Source organism: Nocardioides baculatus, assembly GCF_016735675.1.
In the GTDB taxonomy this organism is placed as follows: domain Bacteria; phylum Actinomycetota; class Actinomycetes; order Propionibacteriales; family Nocardioidaceae; genus Nocardioides; species Nocardioides baculatus.
The window spans coordinates 133715-153145 of the sequence record NZ_JAERSG010000002.1 but is presented as its reverse complement, the minus strand read 5'-3'; the positions used below and the strand labels follow the sequence as shown (position 1 = coordinate 153145).

The window sequence follows — 19431 nt, the reverse complement described above, 5'->3', positions numbered from 1 at the left end:
CGGTCCGGCTCGTCGGGGTGCTCATCGGCGGACCTCCAGGAGCGCGGCGGCGACTTCCTCGACCACCAGCCACGGCGGGCCGAGCACCTTGGTGACCTGCGGCGCGAACGACGGAGACTCCGCGAGCACGCGACGCGGCGAACCGCTCGAGACGACCTCGCCCTCGGCGAGGACGACGACCTCGTCGGCGACGTGGGCGGCGAACTCGACGTCGTGGGTCGCGAGGAGGACGGCCCGGCCCTCGGCGGCCAGGTCGGCGACGATGCGGGCGAGCTCGGCCTTGCCGGCGTAGTCGAGGCCGCGCGTCGGCTCGTCCAGCAGCAGCACCGGCGGGCGGGCGGTGAGCACGATCGAGAGGGCGAGGGCGAGTCGCTGTCCCTCGGACAGGTCGCGCGGGTGGAGGTCGGCATCGATGCCGGGAGCGAGCCGGTCGAGCAGGCCACGGCAGGTGCCCGGTCCGGCCTCGGCGCCGGCGTCGGCGGCCGCGCACTCCTCGGCGACCGTCTCGAGGTAGAGCAGGTCGGCGGCGGTCTGCGGCACCAGCCCGACGTGCGTACGGCGCTGGGCGGGCGCGAGCGTGGCCGGGTCGTCGCCGTCGACGTCGACCGTGCCGGAACGCCGCTTGCCCGTGCCCTGGAGCGCCCAGATCAGGCTCGACTTGCCCGATCCGTTGCGGCCCATCAGCACGGTCACCCGGCCCGCGGAGAGCGTCAGGTCCACCTCGCGCACGGCCACGTGGTGGCCATGGACGACGGTGACGCCGCGGGCGGCGAGGACCGGCATCGCCTCGCGGGACACGGTCGCCGCTGGCGGGGTCAGGTCCGGCAGCGTCCGGGCCTGCCGGCGCGCGTCGCGGACGGTCAGCGGGAGCGGGTCCCACTGCGCGAGGCGGCCGAGGTCGACGAGCGGCGGCGCGACGGGCGAGTCGGCGAGGACGGCTCGGGGCTCGTCGACCCGGACGGTGCCGTCGCCGGCGACCAGTGCGATCCGGTCGGCGAACGGCACGACCCGCTCGAGCCGGTGCTCGGCGAGGAGGACCGTCAGGCCGAGGTCGTGGACCAGCCGGGTGATGGTCGCGAGGACGTCCTCGGCGGCCGTCGGGTCGAGGGCGGAGGTCGGCTCGTCGAGGACGAGGACGCGCGGGTGGGTGGTCAGCACGGACCCGATCGCGACGCGCTGCTGCTGCCCGCCGGAGAGCGTGCGCAGGTCGCGGGCGCGCAGGTCGGCGATGCCGAGCAGGTCGAGCGTCTCCTCGACCCGGCGACGCATCGTCTCCGGGGCGGTCCCGAGCTGCTCCATGCCGTAGGCGAGCTCCTCCTCGACCGTGTCGGCGACGAACCCGGCGAGCGGGTCCTGGCCGACGTACCCGACGAGGTGCGCGCGCTCGCGCGGCGGCTGCTCGACGATGCTCGCTCCGTCGAGGAGGACGTCGCCGGTGAGGACGCCTCCGGTGAACCGCGGCACCAGCCCCGTGATCACCCCGAGGAGCGTGGACTTGCCCACTCCGGTGCGCCCCGACACGAGCACGAGCTCGCCCTCGTCGAGGGTGAGGTCGACGTGGCGGAGCACCTCGTGCTCGTCGTAGCGGAAGCCGATGTCGCGCAGGGCGATCACTCCGGTCATGCGGTGACCTCCCGTCCGACGAAGGCCGTCGCCGGGACCGGCGTCGCCACGGCCGGCGCGGTGCCCAGCAGGCCGACGACCAGGGCCAACGGTGAGAGGTAGGGCATCGCGTCGACGCCCGGGTAGGCGACGGGGACCTGGGTGTGGCCGAGGTACCAGCCGAGCACCGCGACCACGACGCCGACGCCGACCGTGACCAGCTCCGGCGTGCGCCACGGGTCGGGGCGGTAGCGGCTGCGCTGCACGCGGCGGCCGGCGCTGACGAGGCCGAGCACGGCGACGACCGCACCCGCGCCGAGCATCGGCCCGGCGAGGATCCGGGGCGCGGTGGGGTCCAGGAGGGCGTACGTCCCCACGCAGATGCCGGTGAGCGCGGCGAGCAGCAGGGATCCGGTCAGCCACCGCTCGCGGGGGGACGCACCGCCGGAGCGGCCGTAGCCGCGCGTGTCCATCCCGGCGGCGAGCGCGAGGGACCGCTCGAGCGCGTCCTCGAGCACCGGGACGAGGAAGCGCCGCAGCCGGCCGACGCCGGACGTCGCACCGCCGCGGAGCGCCTGGGCGGCTCGGACGCGGCGGGCGCTGTCGGCGAGCTGGGGGAAGATCGTCACCGCCACGACGAGGGCGGTGCCGATCTCGTAGAGCGCCGGCGGCACCGAGGCGAGCAGGCGCTTGGGGTTGGCGAGCGAGTTCGCGGCACCCACGCACAGGATGATCGTGGCGAGCCGGAGACCGTCGTACAGCCCGGCGAGCAGCGCCTCGCTCGTGACCGGGCCGAGCAGGCGTACGCCCGCCGCCCAGTCCGGCAGCGGGATCTCGGGCAGGTCGAGGAGCACGTGGCCGATCTCCTGGCCGCCGAAGACCAGCCGGAAGACCACGCGCATCACGACGGTGACGAGCGCGAGCAGGACGTAGAGCCGGAACGAGCGGCCGAAGGGGTGACCGGACCGGCGCGCCATCACCACGACCGTCGCCGAGCCCATGATGAGCAGCAGCAGCAGCGGGTTGGTCGTGAGGGACGCCGCGGTGGCCAGCCCGATCGCCCAGGACCACCAGGCGATCGGGTGCAGGTCACGCGGCAGTCCCCACACGGGTGCGGCCGGTCCGGTCACTGCGCGTCAGACCCCCCGTCTACGACGCGCCACGACGGCGCTGCCCGCGATCGCTACCGCGAGCAGGCCGACGATGCCCCAGGTGACTGCGGCCGGGATGCGCGCCGGCTGATCGGCGCTCGGCTCACCTGCCGCTGGGGCTGCACTGGACGTTGAGTCTCCAGGAGACTCAACGCCTTGATCGGTGGCCTCGGCGTCGTCGCTGGCCTCTGAGTCGCTGGGAGACTCATCGTCCAGGGTGCCGTCGTCCGAGCCCTTGTCGGAGCCCTTGTCGGAGCCCTTGTCGGAGCCCTTGTCCGAGCCCTTCGTCGACCCTGAGTCTCCAGGAGACTCAGAGGCCAGGGGGGACTCGGACGGGCTGGACGGCGTGCCGGAGGGCGACGACGAGGGCGAGGAGCCCGAGCCACCGGACGTGCCGGAAGCGCCGCCACTCGAGCCGCCGGACGAGCCGGAACCGCCCCCTGACCCGCCGCCCGAACCGCTGCCCGAGCCGCCCGAACCCGGGGACGGACTCGCCGTCGGGCTGGACGACGGCGATCCACCGCCACCCGACGGCGTCGCGGTCGGCGACGCCGGGGAGGAGGTGGGGGACGACGTCGACGTGGGCGACGCGGTCGGGCTGCTGGCCTGCACCGGCGGGGCGACGCCGGGTGCCACGGCGCCGCTGGAGGCGCGGTCCTGCTGCCAGGCCCAGCCGACCGAGCCGCCGGCGGGGACGGTCAGCGACCCGGAGGAGTACGACGAGTACGTCCACGAGGCCTTCGAGCCGTCAGCCCACCACAGGCCCCAGTAGGCGTCGGCCGGCGAGGCGTTGACGCACGGATCAGCAGCCGGCTGGCCGTTGACCCGGCAGACGAAGCCGGGCTGTCGGCTCGCGTAGGTCAGCGAGACGCCGACCGAGGCGACGATCGCCGTGGCGCTCTTGCCCCCGCCGTCGGGCGCGCAGGCGGTGAGGATGCCGCCGCCGAGCTCGCGGTAGTCGACCACGACGCTCACCCCGCCGCCCGAGGTGCACGTCGCCGCGGAGGCGGCCGGGGCGAGCCCCACGGTCACTCCCCCGCCCACCAGGCCGGCGGCCAGGAGGGCGAAGGAGGTGACGGCCCGCCGAGATCGGGCACTCATCGAGATCACTTCCGGCGCAGCCAGAACTTCGTGCGAGCCGGGTCGGCCCCGTCGGCGGTCTGGACGGCGACCACCCGGATCCGCTGGGTGCCGACCACGCGGCGCGCCGGCTTGGTCAGCGTGAGCTTGACCTTCGCGGTGTCACCGGCCTCGACGTCGTACGCCGACTTGGCGAGGACCAGCACCTTCTTCTTGCCATGGGGCCGCTTGACCTTGCCGACCGTGCGGACCTTGACCTTGCCGGCGCAGTCCACGGTCGAGTCGCAGTCGACCTCGAGCCTGAGCACACCCTTCCTGCCCACCTTGACCACCTTCGCGACGGCCAGGTCACCGACGGTGGGCTCGGCCACGACCGGAGGCGTCACCGGGGTGAGGGTCGCCGCGGTGGTGGCGGTGGTGGAGCCGGTCAGCGTGGCGACGCGGAACGTGTGCGTGGCCGCACCCGCCGGCAGCGTGAACGTGACCGGGACGGGCGAGCCCGTGCCGGTGACCTTCTTGGTCTCCGAGCCGAAGCTGACGCAGCCGGGCTCGCCCGCACCGAGGCCGGTGACGGTGACGGTGACGGTGCTCTTCTCGACCGCGGTGGCCGGGGCGGAGAGCGTGACGGCCGCACCGGTGGGCACGTTGCCCAGGGCGGGCAGTGCCTGCGCGGTCGCGAAGGCGTAGGTGAAGCGCTTCGCGCTGGGAATGCCACCAGCCGTCCGGGTCGCGGCCAGGTCGGTGGGGTTCGGCGCGATCGCGCCGTTGTCAGCCGCCAGGGTCGTGGCGCACGGAGCGAGGTCGGCGACCTGGACGCCTCGCAGCCACCCGGCCGCAGCCGTCGCGGCGGGGGTCTTGCCGGCCTCGCCCATCGCCCACCCGGCCAGGCCGGTGGTGTTCGCGTTGACGCCGTCGTCGGAGCCCGCGCCGAACGAGCCGTCGGCCGCCTGCTGGGTCTCGAGCCACGCCGCGCCGGAGCGGGCGGCCGCGATCGCGTCCGGGGAAGCCCCGGGCGTCGACAGCAGGTTGATGACGGTGATCGACGTGGCGTCGAGGTCGGCTGCGCTGCCGGCGGCGCCCGCGACGCAGCCCTGCTGCGGGCTGGTCTTGTCCGACGTCAGGCCGAAGCGGAAGTACCCGGCGCCACACTGCTGGTCGAGCAGGAAGGCGGTCGCCTCGTCGGCGCGGTCCGAGCCGACCGTGGTCAGGGCGCGAGCGGCAAAGGACTGGCTGATCACGTTGGCGTAGTCACCGTAGGACGACACGTCCTCGATGCGACCCTCGATCGGTGCCGTCTGACTGACGACGTCCTCGAGGCGGGAGACCAGGTCCACGCCGCCGTAGGACTCCGGGTCGGAGCCCGCGACCGTCGCGAACGTCGCGGCCTTGGCGGTCGCGCCGGCGTAGGTGCTGCCGACGTCGCCGTAGGCCTCACCGGTGATGTAGCTGGTGATGGCGCCGCGCAGGGCCGTGTCCACGGCGGACACGCCCGTCGCGTTGCCGGCCTCGGAGAGCGCCAGGCCGGCGTCGATCGACGGGCCGTACTCCGGGCCGAACTCCCCGATGAGCAGGCCGTCCTCGAGCTGGGCCGCGAGCCACGCCCCGCCGACGGTGAGCGCGCGCGTGCCTGCAGGGTGTGCCTGCGCCGGTGCGGTGCCGGCGAGCAGGGTGGTGGAGGTGATCGCGGTGGCGACCACGAGTGCGCCGGCTCGACGGAGCACGGACGACGAGGTGGGATTCATGGTTCCTTCCTCGCTGCGACAGCGAGGCAAGGTCGGCGATACGCCGGTCAGCCCCGCTGCATTCCTCGACAGCGATGGTGTTCAAGACGCGTCGAGGCAGGTGTTCCGGCTCGCACGGGATCGCTCCCGTGCCCACGGTTGCGGGTCAGCGTCGGTTTCGGACCGACTTTCCCCACCTCGGGCGTGTGTGGTGCCGACCCAGGCGGGTGCGGCGAGCGCAGCCTAACCCCGTCGGGAGTCCGTACGCACGTCGGCCCGGCGTCGCGAGACGCCGGGCCGATCGTGGTGTGACAGGTGTGTCGAGGTGGAGCTGGTGGATCAGTTGCGGACCAGGATCGTGGTGCGAGCCTCGTCGTCCGACGTCTTCACCAGGCCGACGCGACGCTGGTTGCCCGTGGGCAGCTGGAGCTTGCGCACGATCTTGTTGCCGGTCTTCTTCCCCTTGACGCGGAAGAAGTCACCCTTGACCTGCATGCAGGCGCTCTCGCTGGGAGCCAGTCCGTAGACCCGGAACTGGACGCGCTCGCCGGCGCGGGCCTGCTTGCGCACGGCCTCGATCCGGAAGCGGTCCTTGCTCGCCGGGGCGAACTGGAGCCCGAGGATGGCCTGGGCGGTGGCACGACGCCACTCGTCACGGGCGTCGGCCGGGATGCCGGTGGTCGAGGCGCCCTTGATGCGGTCCTTGCGGAACGCGACGACGCCGGTGTCGCTGGTCAGCGCGGTGCGGCACTTGTACTTGTCGACCGGCTGGTTCTTGCGGACCCAGAGCGCCGCCTTCTGGGCGGCGTCCGACTGGCGCATCAGGCCGAGCGCGTAGCCACCGAGAGCGGTGGTGTTGGTGTTGATCTGCGCACCGTCACCGGAGCTGCGGAGGGCACCACTGTTGCGCTGCTTGTCGACCAGCCAGGCGCTCGCCTTGTCCAACGCCGCCTTGACCGGAGCCGAGGTGTCGTTGGACTCGATGAGGTTGATCATCGCGAGCGCAGTGGCGTCCGTGTCCGCCTCGCTGCCGGGCGCACCCTCGACGCAGGACTGGCTGGGCACGTTGGCCTTGTCGAAGTTCAGCCGGAAGTAGCCCGAGGCACACTGCTGCTTGAGCAGGAAGTCGCGAGCCGCGGCCGCCTCGGCGGACCGCGCGAGCGACAGCTCACGGACGGCGTAGGACTGACCGACGACGTTGGCGAAGTTGCCCGACTCCGACTTGTCGAAGATCCGGCCGGCGAACGCAGCAGCCTGCGGCTCCTTCGTCGGGTCGGCCGGGACGTCGGCGGTGCGCTCCTCGAGGCGGGCGACGAGGTTCACGCCGCCGTAGTCGATCGGGTTCTCCCCGGCTCCACGGGCGAAGGCGGCCGCCTTGCCGAGCGCCCCGGCGTAGGACTCCTTCGTGCCGTCGCCGACGTACTCGTTCAGCCGCGGCTTGAAGGCGGTGTTGATGGCTGCGACGCCGGCGTCGCGGTCCGGCACGCTCACCAGGGCGAGACCGGTGTCGAGGGTCAGGCCGAGGTCGGGGCCGTTCTGGCCGACCATGAGCCCGTTGGTGAGCTCGTCGGTGATCCAGTCGGCGGCGACGTTGGACGGCGTGCTGTCGGTCTTGATGCCCGCCTTGGCGCTCCGAAGAGCGGACGAGGCGTCAGCCGTGGCAGGCGGAGCAGCGAGCACTCCGGCGCCCAGGGCGACGGTGGACAGCGCTACTGCGGCCGTCCGGATGGGTCGAATGCGATGGTGCATGACTTCCTTCCCGCTCGCGCGGGAGCCCCACGGCGGCCGATGGCCGCCAGCCCCCTCGTGGCACGAGCGTTTCGTTGGTGATGTGACCAATGTGACGCGCGACCACGGTAACAAGTTGTCTAGACCGGGAAGAAAGCAGGACCTTTCAGGCGAGCTTCTCCAGGATCAGCTCGCGCACCCGGGCGGCGTCGGCCTGCCCGCGCATCTCCTTCATCACCGCGCCGATGAGCGCGCCGGCCGCGGCGTGCTTGCCGTCGCGGATCTTGTCGGCCACGTCGGGGTTCTCGGAGATCGCCTTGTCGACCGCCGCACCGAGCGCACCGTCGTCGGAGACCACCGCGAGGCCACGGCGCGCCACGACCTCGTCGGGCGTCCCCTCGCCGGCCAGCACGCCCTCGATCACCTGACGGGCGAGCTTGTCGTTGACCGTCTTGTCGTCGACGAGCGCCTGGACCCGCGCCACGTCGGCCGGGGTGATGGCGAGGTCGACGAGGTCGACGCCGTCCTCGTTGCTGCGCCGGGCGAGCTCGCCGAGCCACCACTTGCGCGCGGCCTGCGGCGTGGCGCCGGCCGCGATCGTCTCCTCGACCAGGCCCAACGCGCCGGCACCGATGGTGTCGCGCATGTCGAGGTCGCTGAAGCCCCACTCCTCCTGGAGGCGAGCCCTGCGTGCGGTCGGGTTCTCGGGCAGGGTGCCACGGAGCTCGTCGACCCACTCGCGGCTCGGTGCGACCGGCACCAGGTCGGGCTCGGGGAAGTAGCGGTAGTCCTCGGCGTCGGACTTCTCGCGACCGCTCGTGGTGATCCCGGTGTCCTCGTGCCAGTGGCGGGTCTCCTGGAGGATGGAGCCACCGTCGCTCAGGATCACTGCGTGCCGCTGCATCTCGTAGCGCACGGCCCGCTCGACCGAGCGGAACGAGTTGACGTTCTTGGTCTCGGTGCGGGTCCCGAGGGTGCCGCTGCCCTTGGGCGACAGCGAGAGGTTCACGTCGGCACGCAGGTTGCCCTGGTCCATCCGGGCCTCGGAGACGCCCAGGGCGACGATCAGCTCGCGCAGCTGCGAGACGTACGCCTTGGCGACCTCGGGTGCCTTCTCCCCCGCGCCGAGGATCGGGCGGGTGACGATCTCGATGAGCGGGATCCCGGCACGGTTGTAGTCGACGAGCGAGTAGTCGGCGCCGTGGATGCGTCCGGTCGCGCCGCCGACGTGCAGCGACTTCCCGGTGTCCTCCTCCATGTGCGCGCGCTCGATCTCGACGCGGAACGTCTCGCCGTCGACGTCGACGTCCATCCAGCCGTCGAACGCGATCGGCTCGTCGTACTGCGATGTCTGGAAGTTCTTCGGCATGTCCGGGTAGAAGTAGTTCTTCCGCGCGAAGCGGCACCACTCGGCGATGTCGCAGTTGAGCGCGAGGCCGATCCGGATCGCCGACTCGACGGCCTTGCCGTTGACGACGGGCATCGCGCCGGGCAGGCCGAGGCACGTCGGGCAGGTGCCCGCGTTGGGCTCGCCGCCGAAGGTGGCCGGGCAGCCGCAGAACATCTTCGAGGCGGTGTTGAGCTCGACGTGGACCTCGAGCCCGAGCGCCGGGTCGAAGGCGGCCAGCACGTCGTCGTACGGCATCAGGGCAGCGTCGTTCACTTGTCTGTCTCCAGTCCGGTTGCGCGGTCGAGCAGCGGACCGCCCCACTCCTGCACGTGCAGCGCCTCCAGCGCGGCGCCCACCCGGTAGACCCGGTCGTCGGCCAGCGCGGGGGCGAGGACCTGGAACCCGCTGGGCAGCTGGTCCTCGTCGGCCAGGCCGTTGGGCACCGAGATGCCGGGCACGCCGGCCAGGTTCGCCGGGATGGTGGCGAGGTCGTTGAGGTACATCGCCATGGGGTCGTCGAGCTTCTCGCCCAGCCTGAACGCCGTCGTCGGCGCCGTCGGCGAGACCAGCACGTCGACGCGCTCGAAGGCGGCATCGAAGTCGCGGCTGATGAGCGTGCGGATCTTCTGCGCCTGCCCGTAGTAGGCGTCGTAGTAGCCGCTGGACAGGGCGTAGGTGCCGAGGATGATGCGGCGCTTGACCTCGTCGCCGAACCCGGCGTCGCGGGTGGCGCGCATGACGTCCTCGGCGCTGGGGTTGCCCTCGGGGGTGACCCGCAGGCCGTAGCGCATCGCGTCGAACTTCGCGAGGTTGCTCGACGCCTCCGCCGGGAGGATCAGGTAGTAGGCGGCGAGGGCGTGCACGAAGGACGGGCAGGAGACCTCGACGACCTCGGCCCCGGCCTTGACCATCAGCTCGACGGACTCGTTGAAGCGCGCCATCACGCCAGGCTGCCAGCCCTCGCCCTGCATCTCGGTGATCACGCCGACCTTGAGGCCCGCGAGGTCGCCGGACGCACCCTGCGTCGCGGCCTCGGTGAACGACGGCCACTCCTGCTTGATGGACGTGGAGTCGCGCAGGTCGTGGCCGCCGATGACGTCGTGGAGCATCGCCGCGTCGAGGACGGTGCGGGTGACCGGGCCGGCCTGGTCGAGGCTGTTGGCCAGCGCGACGAGGCCGTAGCGCGACACCCCGCCGTAGGTCGGCTTCACGCCGACGGTGCCGGTGACGGCGCCGGGCTGGCGGATCGAGCCGCCGGTGTCGGTGCCGATCGCGAGGGGCGCCTCGTAGGCCGCGACGGCAGCGGCCGAGCCGCCGCCGGAGCCGCCGGGGATCCGGTCGAGGTCCCACGGGTTGTGGGTCGGGCCGTAGGCGGAGTGCTCGGTCGACGAGCCCATCGCGAACTCGTCCATGTTGGTCTTGCCGAGGATCGGCAGGCCTGCGACGCGCAGGCGCTCGACGACGGTCGCGTCGTAGGGCGGCACCCAGCCCTCGAGGATCTTCGAGCCGCAGGTCGTCGGCAGCCCGCGGGTCGCCATGACGTCCTTGACCGCGATCGGTACGCCGTCGAGCGGCCCCCGCGCCTCGCCGCGCGAGCGGCGGGCGTCGGAGTCGGCGGCCTGTGCCAGGGCGCCGTCGCGGTCGACGTGCAGGAAGGCGTGGACGTCGGGATCGACCTCGGCGATCCGGTCGAGGTGGGCCTCCGTCAGCTGGACGGACGTGACCTCACCCGAGGCCAGGTCATCGGCGAGGGACGCGGCGGTGCGGCGTACGAGCGACATCAGGCCTCCTCACCCAGGATCCGCGGGACGGAGAAGCGCTGGTCCTCCACGGCCGGTGCGCCCGAGAGCGCCTCCTCGGCGCTGAGGCCGGGCACGACGACGTCCTCGCGGAAGACGTTGGTCAGCGGGATCGCGTGCGACGTGGGCGGCACGTCGTCCCCCGCGACGCCGGTGATCGAGGCGACGGACTCGAGGATCACGCTCAGCTGGGGGGCGAGGTGGTCGAGCTCGTCGTCGGAGAGGTCGATGCGGGCGAGGGTGGCCAGGTGGGCCACCTCCTCGCGGGTGATCTCGGGCATGCGGTCAATCCTAGGAGAGCGGCTCGGTCGCCCTGCGGCCCGGCCAGCGGTTGACCGCGTAGACGCCGGCGCACACCAGCAGCGTGCCCGCCGCGAGCGGCCAGCCCAGCTGCTCGTCCAGCAGCGCCCAGCCCAGCAGGACGGCCACCACCGGGACGAGGAAGATGCTCACCGCGACCCGGCCGACCTCGCCGGTCGTGACGAGGTGCATCCAGAGCAGCCACGCCAGCGCCGTGCCGACGAGCGTCGTCCAGACGACGCCGATACCCACCGTCGGCGTGAGGTCGAGACCGTCCGTCCCGGTGAGGGCCGCGGCGACGGCGAGCAGCGCTCCGCCCGCCACGAGCGGCAGCGCCACCGCCCACAGCGGCTCGACGCGCGCTGCGGTCCGCTTGACCGTGATGGTCCCCAGCGACCAGCAGACGGCGGTCGCCACGCCCAGCGCGACGCCGTACGACGACACCTCCCCCTCGTGGCGCAGGGAGACCACCGCGACGCCGGCGAAGGCGGTGAGCGCGCCGAGCACGCGGGCCGGGCCGAGCGGGTCCCCGAGGAGCGGGCGCGCGAGGAGGACCGTGACGACCGGCTGGAGGTAGAGCAGGAGCGAGGCGTAGCCCGAGTCGAGGTGGTCGATCGCGAGCACCTGGAGGCCGAAGAAGCCGACGACGTTGAGCAGGGTGAGGGCGGCGTAGGGGCCGAGGTTGCCCCGCAGCCGGAGCGGACGTCGCGACGCTCCGGCGACGAGGGCGAGCAGCGCGCCACCGACGAGGCAGCGCGTCGCTGCCAGCACCAGCGGCGGGCAGCCCTCGAGCGCGACCTTGAGCGAGGTGAAGGTCGAGCCCCACGCGACGATCAGCAACGCCGTCACGAGCAGCCGGGTCCGCACCGGCACAGGATGTCAGGTGCGGACCCGCGACGTGCGTCAGCAGCTCGAGCGCTTCTCCGCGGCCTTGCAGGTGTCGTTGCCGCCGCGGCCTCGGGCGATGTCGAAGCCCTTGCCGCCGTCGAGACGGTCGGGCTCGTCGGAGCCGGTCATCACGTCGGCGCCGCCGCGTCCGTAGATCTGCACGCGGTAGTCGGGGTTGGCGGTGATGATCTCGGAGTCGTTGCTGCCCTTGAAGATCGACGAGGTCCGCGCAGGCAGGATGACGTCGCTGAACCCGGTGATCTTGCCCTCGAGCGTGAAGGGCTGGAGGTCGCGGATGGTGGTCTTCTTTAGCTGGTCGATGCGCAGCGTGGGCTTGAGGGCCGGGTTGGAGTTGGCCATGATGCGCAGCTTGTCCTGTCCGCCGTAGCCCTTCGCGACGAAGCCCGACTCGACCGGGATCGGGAAGGTCATGGTGTCGCTCCCACTGCCGCCACGCCAGACCTGGTGGCTCTCCGAGGCCGTCCGCAGGTCGTCGCTGCCGCTGCCTCCGACGAAGGTGTCGATGCCGACCGTGCCGGCGAGCTGGTCGTCGCCGGCGTCGCCGTAGAGCCGGTCGTTGCCGACGGTGCCGGACGCGTCGGCGAGCAGGTAGTCGTCGCCGCCGCGACCGAAGATCGTGTCGTCGCCGCCGCGCGCGGCGATCACGTCCCGCTTGTTGGTGCCCTTGATGGTGTCGTTGAACGGGCTCGCGACGATGCGGATGCCCCCGGCGAATCCCGTCACGATGTCGTTGCCCTCCGCGGTGATCGGCACCGTGCCCGCCGCCTGGAAGTCGACCACGACAGGGGCCGGGGCATTGAGGTAGGAGACTCCGTCGAGCTCGACGACCGTGCTGTCCGAGGCCGGGCGGGAGTCGTAGCCGATGTCGATGAAGTCGTTGCCGGGACCGCCGGAGATCGTGTCGCCCCGCTTCACGGTGCGGCCGAACTGGTCGAGGCGCAGCAGGTCGGCCTCCCCGTAGAGCTTGTCGTCGCCCTCGCCACCGAGGATCCGGTCCGCCCCCTCCCCGCCGCAGATCACGTCGTTGCCGGCCAGCCCGCGGATGGTGTCGTTGCCGCCGCGCGCGGCGATGACGTCGCGCTTGGGCGTGCCGGCGATCGAGTTGGCCCTGTCGTTGCCGACGATCGTCGCCTTCAGGCCGGCGCACGTGACGGCGGCGGCGTGCGCAGTGGGTGCGATCGCGAGCGGCGCGGCGAGACCGGCTGCGGCGACGAGCACGGGGACGAGGGAACGGGTGAGACGCATGCTGACTCCCAAGGATTAGTCGTGTCGCGTTCTTCTGACCCCATCCTGCGCCTCCCAAACCCCGATGCGCACCAACCGAACCGGCCCTCGCGGCGTCTGGCAAGGTGACACCTTCTCGAGGAGCACCCGATGACACGCCACGAACAGGACGCGGACTTCGCGGACTTCGTTCACGCCTCCTGGCCCGGCCTCTACCGCACGGCCCACCTCCTGCTCGGCGACCACGGCCTGGCCGAGGACCTCACGCAGACCGCGCTCGCCAAGACGTACGTCGCCTGGGCGCGCGTCCGCGAGCGCGACGCGGCCTACGCCTACGCGCGGACCACTCTCGTCAACACGGCGACCTCGTGGTTCCGCCGCCGCTCGTGGCGCAACGAGCTCCCCCGCGAGGACGCCGGCCTCGACGTGCTCGGCCGCCACCCCGACCCCAGCGACCGACCGGCCGTGATGGACGCCCTGGCCGCGCTCCCGCCGCGCCAGCGCGCAGTCGTCGTGCTCCGGTTCTACGACGACCTGTCGGTCGCCCAGACCGCGGACGCCCTCGGCTGCTCCCCCGGCACCGTGAAGTCGCAGACGTCCGTCGCCCTCGCCCGCCTGCGCGAGCTGATCGGCGACCAGTCCCTCCCGAACGGAGCCCGCTCATGAGCCACCAGGACGACCACCAGCTGCTCACGGCCCTGCGCGCCGACCTCCACACGCACGCCGACCACCTGGGCGTCCCAGTGGCACCGACGGCCGACGTGCTCGGACTCGGCCGCCGCCTGCGCCGCCGCCGTCGCGTCGCGGTCGGGGCCGGCGCGGTCGCCGCCTCCGTCGTCCTGGGCGGCGCGGTCATCTTCTCGCTGCCGACCGGCCAGCAGGACAGCGCTCCCGACCCCGCCTCCACCCCGGGCAGCACCGCGGTGTTCGCGGTCGGCTCGCGGGTATACGTCGGCGGCACCGCCGTCGAGGTGCCCGGCATCGTCCACTCGCTGCACTACACCTCCGACGGCGTGCTGGTCCGCAGCAACGAGAAGGGCGGCGCCTCCAACGGGTCGGGCACCGAGCAGCTCACGCTGGTGGGCGGCGACGGGCGGTCGGTCGACCTCGGCGAGGTCCCCGAGGGCTACGCGCCGGCGACCGATCCCGACCTGCCGCTCTACGCGCTCGCCGAGCGACAGGGTGACCGGCTCTACGCCGTCGTCCGCGACGCCGGCACCGGCGACGTCGTCCAGCGGGTGCCGCTGCCCGACCTCGACGCCGGCCCGTGGGACGTGCCGCCCCTGTCGCTGGTGGGCGACATGGTCATCGCGCGCTTCGCCGACCGCACCTACACCGCCGACCGCACGACCGGCTCCGAGACGCCGCTCGTGACCGAGCCCGTCGGGGAGGTCCGCGGCGGCTACTACGCCTCGACCCTCGGCGAGCGCCGCGCCGTCCGCTCGATCATCGACGGCGACGCCGCGCTGGCCGTCTACCTGCCCGAGGGGTCCTACGGCTGGCTCGACCTCTCCCCCGACGGCTACCACGCGATGGCGTTCGTCGAGGAGCTCGCCGACGGCGGGGAGGTCACCGAGACCACCGTGTACGACGTCGGCACCGGCCAGGACGTCGTGGTCGAGGGCGCACCGTGGGAGCTGGGCTGGACCCGCGACGGCAGCGTCTACCGGGTGGACGGCGACGTCGTGACGACATGCTCCACCTCGACGGGTTCCTGCACCGAGGAGACCGTCGACATCGAGCGCGTCCCGGAGCCGGAGCCCGTCGAGCGGACCGAGACGACCTGCGACGAGAACGGTGAGAACTGCGGCACGATGACATGGGTCGACGACGAGCCGCTGCCGGAGAACACGGTGGTCCTCGCCGGCAGGTCCTACGAGAGCTGACCCTCAGGGGAGCCCGTCCGGGCCCTCCTCGAGGAGGATGGTGAACGCCGCCTCGTCGAGGACCCGGACGCCGAGCTGCTCGGCCTTGTCGGCCTTGGAGCCGGCGTTCTCGCCCACCACGACGAAGTCCGTCTTCTTCGACACCGACCCCGACGCCTTGCCGCCGCGGCTGATGATCGCCTCCTTGACCGAGTCGCGGGTGTAGCCCTGGAGCCCTCCCGTGACGACGACCGTGAGGCCCTCGAGGGTGCGCGCGATCGACTCGTCGCGCTCGTCGGCCATCGCCACGCCCGCGGCGGCCCAGGCGTCGACGATCGCGTTGTGCCACGCGGACTCCGGTCCGTCGAACCACTCGCGCACCGAGGCGGCGATCGTCGGACCGACCCCCTCGGTGGCGGCCAGCGCCTCCTCGGACGCCTCCCGCACAGCGGCCATGGAGGCGAGCTCGGTCGCGAGGGCGCGTGCGGCGGTGGGGCCGACGTGGCGGATGGACAGCGCGACGAGCACCCGCCACAGCGGCACCGCGGCCTTGCGGTCCTGGAGGTTGGCCAGGAGGCGTACGCCGTTGGCGCTGAGCTGCGGCCCGTCCTCGCCCTTCTTGGGGGCGCGGGTGAAGAGCGGCGCCGTGAGCAGCGCGGCCTCGTCGAGGTCGAAGAGGTCGCCCTCGTTGGCGATCGCGCCGGCGTCGAGCAGCGCGACGGCCGCCTCGTAGCCCAGTCCCTCGATGTCGAAGGCACCGCGGCCCGCGACGTGGAAGACACGCTCACGCACCTGGGCGGGACAGTGCTCGTGGTTGGGGCAGCGCAGGTCCTTGTCGCCCTCCTTCTGCTGGGCCAGGGCGGTCCCGCAGGCGGGGCACTTCGTCGGCATCTTCCACGGCTTCAGGCCCTGAGGGCGCAGGGCGAGGACCGGGCCGAGGATCTCGGGGATCACGTCGCCGGCCTTGCGCAGGATCACCGTGTCGCCGGGCCGGACGTCCTTGCGCTCGACCTCGTGGGCGTTGTGGAGGGTGGCGTTCTCGACGGTCGAGCCGGCGACCTTGGTCGGCTCCATCACGCCGTAGGGGGTCACCCGTCCGGTGCGGCCGACGTTGACCTCGATCGACCTCAGCAGGGTGTTGACCTCCTCGGGCGGGTACTTGAAGGCGATCGCCCAGCGCGGAGCACGGCTCGTCGAGCCGAGGCGGCGCTGGAGGGAGACGTCGTCGACCTTGACCACGAGGCCGTCGATCTCGTAGCCGACGATCGTGTGGCGGTGCTCGCCGACGTGCGCGATCCGCTCCTCCACGGCCTCCAGCGTCGGCACCACCCGGACCTGCTCGGAGATCGGCAGCCCCCACGCCTGGAGGGCGTCGTAGGCGCCGCTCTGCGTCGCCGGCTCGAAGCCCTCGCGGGCGCCGATGCCGTGGCAGACCATCCCGAGGTCGCGGGTCGCGGTGACCTTGGGGTCCTTCTGGCGCAGCGACCCGGCCGCGGCGTTGCGCGGGTTGGCGAACATCGGCTTGCCGGCGTCGACCATCGAGGCGTTGAGGCGCTCGAACGCCTCCGCCGGCAGGAACACCTCGCCGCGGACCTCGACCAGCGCGGGGACCGGGTGCTCGTCGGTGCCGGTGAGCCGGTGCGGCACCGACGCGATCGTCTTGACGTTGGGCGTGACGTCCTCCCCCGTGCGGCCGTCGCCGCGGGTCAGCGCCCGGACCAGGCGACCCTCCTCGTAGAGCAGGTTGATCGCGAGCCCGTCGACCTTGAGCTCGCACAGCAGCGCGGGCGCCTCGATGCCCTCGCGCAGGATCCGGGCATACCACCCGGCGAGCTCCTCGGAGGAAAAGGCGTTGTCGAGCGACTCCATCCGCTGGAGGTGGTCGACAGCGGTGAACTCGGTCGAGACCGCACCGCCGACCTTCTGCGTCGGGGAGTCGGGCGTACGGAGCTCGGGATAGGAGTCCTCGAGCGCCTCGAGCTCGCGCAGCCGGACGTCGAAGTCGGCGTCGGAGAGCGTCGGGTCGTCGAGCACGTAGTAGCGCCAGCGAGCGTCGTCGACCTGCTCGCTCAGCTCGCGGTGGCGCTCGCGCGCCTCTGGTGGAGCGGTGGCGACGGTCGCGTCCGGGGCGGCATCGGGCGTGCTCATGGGCACAGTCTGCCGGTCGCCACCGACACCCCGCGCGCGACGTACGGGCTCCGTGGTCTGGACCGGATGAAACGTGTTTGTTCCATCGGAATAGATCTGCCTAGGCTGCGGTTGATCGAAACGAAACCGTTCCGTTTCATCGTGATGACCGTCACACAGGAAGGCCACCGTGACCCCGACCGAGACCGGCACCCGCCCACGCGTGGAGGGCGACCGCGAGCTGGAGATCTTCCGGGCGACCCTCGAGGTGCTCGACGAGGTCGGCTACGACCTGCTCACGATGGATGCCGTCGCGAGCCGGGCGAAGGCGTCGAAGGCGACGCTCTACCGACGCTGGAACGGCAAGCCCGAGCTCGTCGTCGCGGCGATCATGGCCCACAAGGGCGAGAGCGTCGTGCCCGACACCGGCAGCCTGCGCGGTGACCTGATCGAGGCCTACTGCGGTGGCAGCGGCGGGCTCAACGACCCGCTCGCCCAGTCGGTGCTGTCGGCCGTCGTGACGGCCATGGGGCGCGACCCGGAGTTCGCCGAGGTCTACCGGCGCGACTTCATCGGCCCGAAGGTCGAGTCCTCGCGCTGCATCTACGAGCGCGCCCGGGAGCGCGGCGAGGTCCACCCCGACGCCGACCTGTCGGTCCTCGCCCCCGCGCTCGCCGGGATCGTGCTCCACCGCGCGTTCCTGCTCGGCGAGACGGTCACCCCCGACCTGGTGGGGCGCGTCCTCGACCAGGTCATCCTCCCCGCCGCCCTCAACGGCCCCTGTCCGCGCCCCACCTGACCGGTCGACCCCGGCCCACTGTCGTACCCCTCTGATCCACTCGAACCCGACCAGCACCTCCGAAGGACTTCTCCATGACCGACACCGCCAGCACCACGCCGCCCTCCGGGGCGAGCGCCCCGCCCCAGCGGGAGCTCAACCTCACCTGGGCCCTCGTCCTGATCTCGATCGCGCAGCTGATGGTCGTGCTCGACGCGACCATCGCCAACATCGCGCTCCCCTACATCCAGGTCGACCTGGAGATCAGCAACGCCAACCTCCCCTGGATCGTCACCGGGTACGCCCTCGCCTTCGGCAGCCTGCTGCTGCTCGGCGGCCGCCTCGGTGACCTCTACGGCCGCCGCAAGGTCTTCATGGCCGGCCTCGCGATCTTCGCGATCGCCTCGCTCCTCGGCGGTCTCGCGACCAACGAGCCCCTGCTGCTCGCCGCCCGTGGCCTGCAGGGCCTCGGCGCCGCGCTCGCCTCCCCGGCCGCGCTCGCGCTGATCACCACCACGTTCCCCGCGGGTCCCGCCCGCAACCGCGCGTTCGCGGTCTACGCCGCCATGTCCGGCGCCGGCGCGGCCGTCGGCCTCATCCTCGGCGGCTGGCTCACCGGGACGTCACCGGAGATCTTCGGCGTCGTGGTCGACGGCTGGCGCTTCACCTTCCTCATCAACGTCCCGATCGGCCTGGCTGCCGCGTTCCTCGCACCGCGCTTCCTCAACGAGTCCGAGTCGCACCCCGGCCAGCTCGACCTGCCCGGCGCCGTCACCGGCACGCTCGGCCTGCTGGGCGTCGTCTACGGCCTGACCCGCGCCGGCTCCGAGGGCTGGGGCGACTCGATCACGATCGCCAGCCTGATCGCCGGCGTGATCATGCTCGTCGTCTTCGGGTTCGTCGAGAGCCGCGTCGAGCACCCGCTCCTGCCGTTCCGCATCTTCACCAACCGCACGCGCGCCTCGAGCTTCGTGGCGATGTTCCTCGCCCCGGCGGCGATGTTCGCGATGTTCTACTTCCTCAGCCAGTACATCCAGAACGTGATGGGCTACTCCCCGCTCAAGGCCGGCGTCGCCTTCCTCCCGTTCACGGTCGGCATCGTCGTGGGCGCCGGGCTGGCCTCCAACCTGGTCAACCGGATCGACCCGCGCTTCATCTCCGGCGTCGGCACGCTGTTCGCGGCCGGTGCGCTGTTCGGCTTCTCCACGTTGCCCTACGACACGTCGTTCCCGCCGAGCGACCTGACGGGGTCCTACCTCACCGACATCATGCCCTTCATCATCATGATGGCCTTCGGCATGGGCCTGACGTTCGTCCCGGTGACCCTGACGGCCGTCCACCACCTGCGCTCCGAGGAGTCCGGCATCGGCTCCGGCGTGCTCAACACGGCACAGCAGGTCGGCGGTGCGCTCGGCCTCGCCGTCCTGGCGACGGTCGCGACGCAGACCTTCACCGACCGGGGCAAGGAGTTCGCCGAGGCCGCGGCGGGCCTCCCCCAGCCGTCGCCGGAGCAGGCGAAGGCGTTCGCCGAGATCGCGCAGCAGCAGATCTTCACGGAGGGCTCGACCAACGCCTTCCTGGTCGGCTCGATCCTCATGCTCGCCGCTTCGGTGGTGATCTGGATCTTCCTCGACGTCAAGCACGAGGAGCTCGCGACCGACGGCCCGGAGGGCGTTGTCGCCCACTGATCCACCGCACGACCCGCGAGGGAGGATCTCCGGAGACGGAGGTCCTCCCTCGCCCCGTTCTCCTCCACC

General features: G+C 72.3%; 15 protein-coding genes and 1 riboswitch. Of the genes, 4 read left to right on the top strand and 11 right to left on the bottom strand.

All coding sequences use genetic code 11. The annotated features are described in order from the left end of the window. Nucleotides 1–21: 21 nt before the first annotated feature. The 10 genes from JI751_RS06400 to JI751_RS06355 form a co-directional block, all read right to left on the bottom strand. A complete protein-coding gene (locus JI751_RS06400) occupies nt 22–1623 on the bottom strand; it encodes an ABC transporter ATP-binding protein (RefSeq protein ID WP_201934880.1) in 1602 nt (533 codons plus the stop codon). Next, complete coding sequence (locus JI751_RS06395; RefSeq protein ID WP_307813905.1) at nt 1620–2732, bottom strand: energy-coupling factor transporter transmembrane component T; 1113 nt, start codon at nt 2730–2732, stop codon at nt 1620–1622. The genes JI751_RS06400 and JI751_RS06395 overlap by 4 nt, the downstream gene beginning before the upstream one ends. A 6-nt stretch (nt 2733–2738) precedes the next feature. After that, entirely contained in the window at nt 2739–3854 is a 1116-nt protein-coding gene (locus tag JI751_RS06390; RefSeq protein ID WP_201934877.1) for a hypothetical protein, read from the bottom strand. Between the two features lie 5 nt (nt 3855–3859). After that, nucleotides 3860–5575 (bottom strand): hypothetical protein, encoded by a 1716-nt coding sequence (locus tag JI751_RS06385; RefSeq protein ID WP_201934875.1) that lies wholly within the window; start codon nt 5573–5575, stop codon nt 3860–3862. Nucleotides 5576–5653: 78 nt separating this feature from the next. After that, nucleotides 5654–5792: riboswitch (cobalamin riboswitch) on the bottom strand. 101 nt (nt 5793–5893) lie between these two features. Continuing rightward, nucleotides 5894–7303 (bottom strand): prenyltransferase/squalene oxidase repeat-containing protein, encoded by a 1410-nt coding sequence (locus tag JI751_RS06380; protein WP_201934874.1) that lies wholly within the window; start codon nt 7301–7303, stop codon nt 5894–5896. Between the two features lie 145 nt (nt 7304–7448). After that, entirely contained in the window at nt 7449–8927 is a 1479-nt protein-coding gene (gene gatB / locus JI751_RS06375) for an Asp-tRNA(Asn)/Glu-tRNA(Gln) amidotransferase subunit GatB (RefSeq protein ID WP_201934871.1), read from the bottom strand. Nucleotides 8928–8941: 14 nt separating this feature from the next. Continuing rightward, nucleotides 8942–10456 (bottom strand): Asp-tRNA(Asn)/Glu-tRNA(Gln) amidotransferase subunit GatA, encoded by a 1515-nt coding sequence (gatA, locus tag JI751_RS06370; protein ID WP_236665888.1) that lies wholly within the window; start codon nt 10454–10456, stop codon nt 8942–8944. After that, entirely contained in the window at nt 10453–10752 is a 300-nt protein-coding gene (gatC, locus tag JI751_RS06365; protein ID WP_201934867.1) for an Asp-tRNA(Asn)/Glu-tRNA(Gln) amidotransferase subunit GatC, read from the bottom strand. Before gatC ends, gatA begins: the two co-directional genes overlap by 4 nt. 10 nt (nt 10753–10762) lie before the next feature. Next, nucleotides 10763–11638, bottom strand: coding sequence for a DMT family transporter (locus JI751_RS06360; protein WP_201934865.1), 876 nt, complete (start codon nt 11636–11638; stop codon nt 10763–10765). 36 nt (nt 11639–11674) lie between these two features. Beyond that, entirely contained in the window at nt 11675–12925 is a 1251-nt protein-coding gene (locus JI751_RS06355) for a calcium-binding protein (protein WP_201934863.1), read from the bottom strand. Nucleotides 12926–13054: 129 nt separating this feature from the next. Between JI751_RS06355 and JI751_RS06350 the strand changes: the two genes are divergently transcribed. Further along, a complete protein-coding gene (locus tag JI751_RS06350) occupies nt 13055–13570 on the top strand; it encodes a SigE family RNA polymerase sigma factor (protein WP_201934862.1) in 516 nt (171 codons plus the stop codon). Further along, nucleotides 13567–14790, top strand: a complete 1224-nt coding sequence (locus JI751_RS06345) for a hypothetical protein (protein WP_201934860.1) — start codon at nt 13567–13569, stop codon at nt 14788–14790. Before JI751_RS06350 ends, JI751_RS06345 begins: the two co-directional genes overlap by 4 nt. A gap of 3 nt (nt 14791–14793) precedes the next feature. On the opposite strand, the gene ligA is transcribed toward JI751_RS06345, so the two are convergent. After that, nucleotides 14794–16917 carry an NAD-dependent DNA ligase LigA gene (gene ligA / locus JI751_RS06340; protein ID WP_201934859.1) on the bottom strand — a complete coding sequence of 708 codons (2124 nt, stop codon included), beginning with the start codon at nt 16915–16917 and terminating at the stop codon, nt 14794–14796. A 169-nt stretch (nt 16918–17086) separates the two neighbouring features. Here ligA and JI751_RS06335 point away from each other — a divergent pair, with 169 nt between their 5' ends. Both JI751_RS06335 and JI751_RS06330 read left to right on the top strand, forming a co-directional pair. Further along, nucleotides 17087–17695, top strand: a complete 609-nt coding sequence (locus JI751_RS06335; protein WP_201934858.1) for a TetR/AcrR family transcriptional regulator — start codon at nt 17087–17089, stop codon at nt 17693–17695. A gap of 74 nt (nt 17696–17769) precedes the next feature. Beyond that, complete coding sequence (locus JI751_RS06330) at nt 17770–19362, top strand: MFS transporter (RefSeq protein ID WP_201934857.1); 1593 nt, start codon at nt 17770–17772, stop codon at nt 19360–19362. Nucleotides 19363–19431 lie beyond the last annotated feature (69 nt).

Bases quoted from the DNA above. Each gene is read 5' to 3' on its own strand.
- JI751_RS06400 (WP_201934880.1), bottom strand. From the start codon at position 1,623: ATGACCGGAGTGATCGCCCTGCGCGACATCGGCTTCCGCTACGACGAG.
- JI751_RS06390 (WP_201934877.1), bottom strand. From the start codon at position 3,854: ATGAGTGCCCGATCTCGGCGGGCCGTCACCTCCTTCGCCCTCCTGGCC.
- JI751_RS06385 (WP_201934875.1), bottom strand. From the start codon at position 5,575: ATGAATCCCACCTCGTCGTCCGTGCTCCGTCGAGCCGGCGCACTCGTG.
- JI751_RS06380 (WP_201934874.1), bottom strand. From the start codon at position 7,303: ATGCACCATCGCATTCGACCCATCCGGACGGCCGCAGTAGCGCTGTCC.
- gatB (WP_201934871.1), bottom strand. From the start codon at position 8,927: ATGCCGTACGACGACGTGCTGGCCGCCTTCGACCCGGCGCTCGGGCTC.
- gatC (WP_201934867.1), bottom strand. From the start codon at position 10,752: ATGCCCGAGATCACCCGCGAGGAGGTGGCCCACCTGGCCACCCTCGCC.
- JI751_RS06355 (WP_201934863.1), bottom strand. From the start codon at position 12,925: ATGCGTCTCACCCGTTCCCTCGTCCCCGTGCTCGTCGCCGCAGCCGGT.
- JI751_RS06350 (WP_201934862.1), top strand. From the start codon at position 13,055: ATGACACGCCACGAACAGGACGCGGACTTCGCGGACTTCGTTCACGCC.
- JI751_RS06345 (WP_201934860.1), top strand. From the start codon at position 13,567: ATGAGCCACCAGGACGACCACCAGCTGCTCACGGCCCTGCGCGCCGAC.
- ligA (WP_201934859.1), bottom strand. From the start codon at position 16,917: ATGAGCACGCCCGATGCCGCCCCGGACGCGACCGTCGCCACCGCTCCA.
- JI751_RS06330 (WP_201934857.1), top strand. From the start codon at position 17,770: ATGACCGACACCGCCAGCACCACGCCGCCCTCCGGGGCGAGCGCCCCG.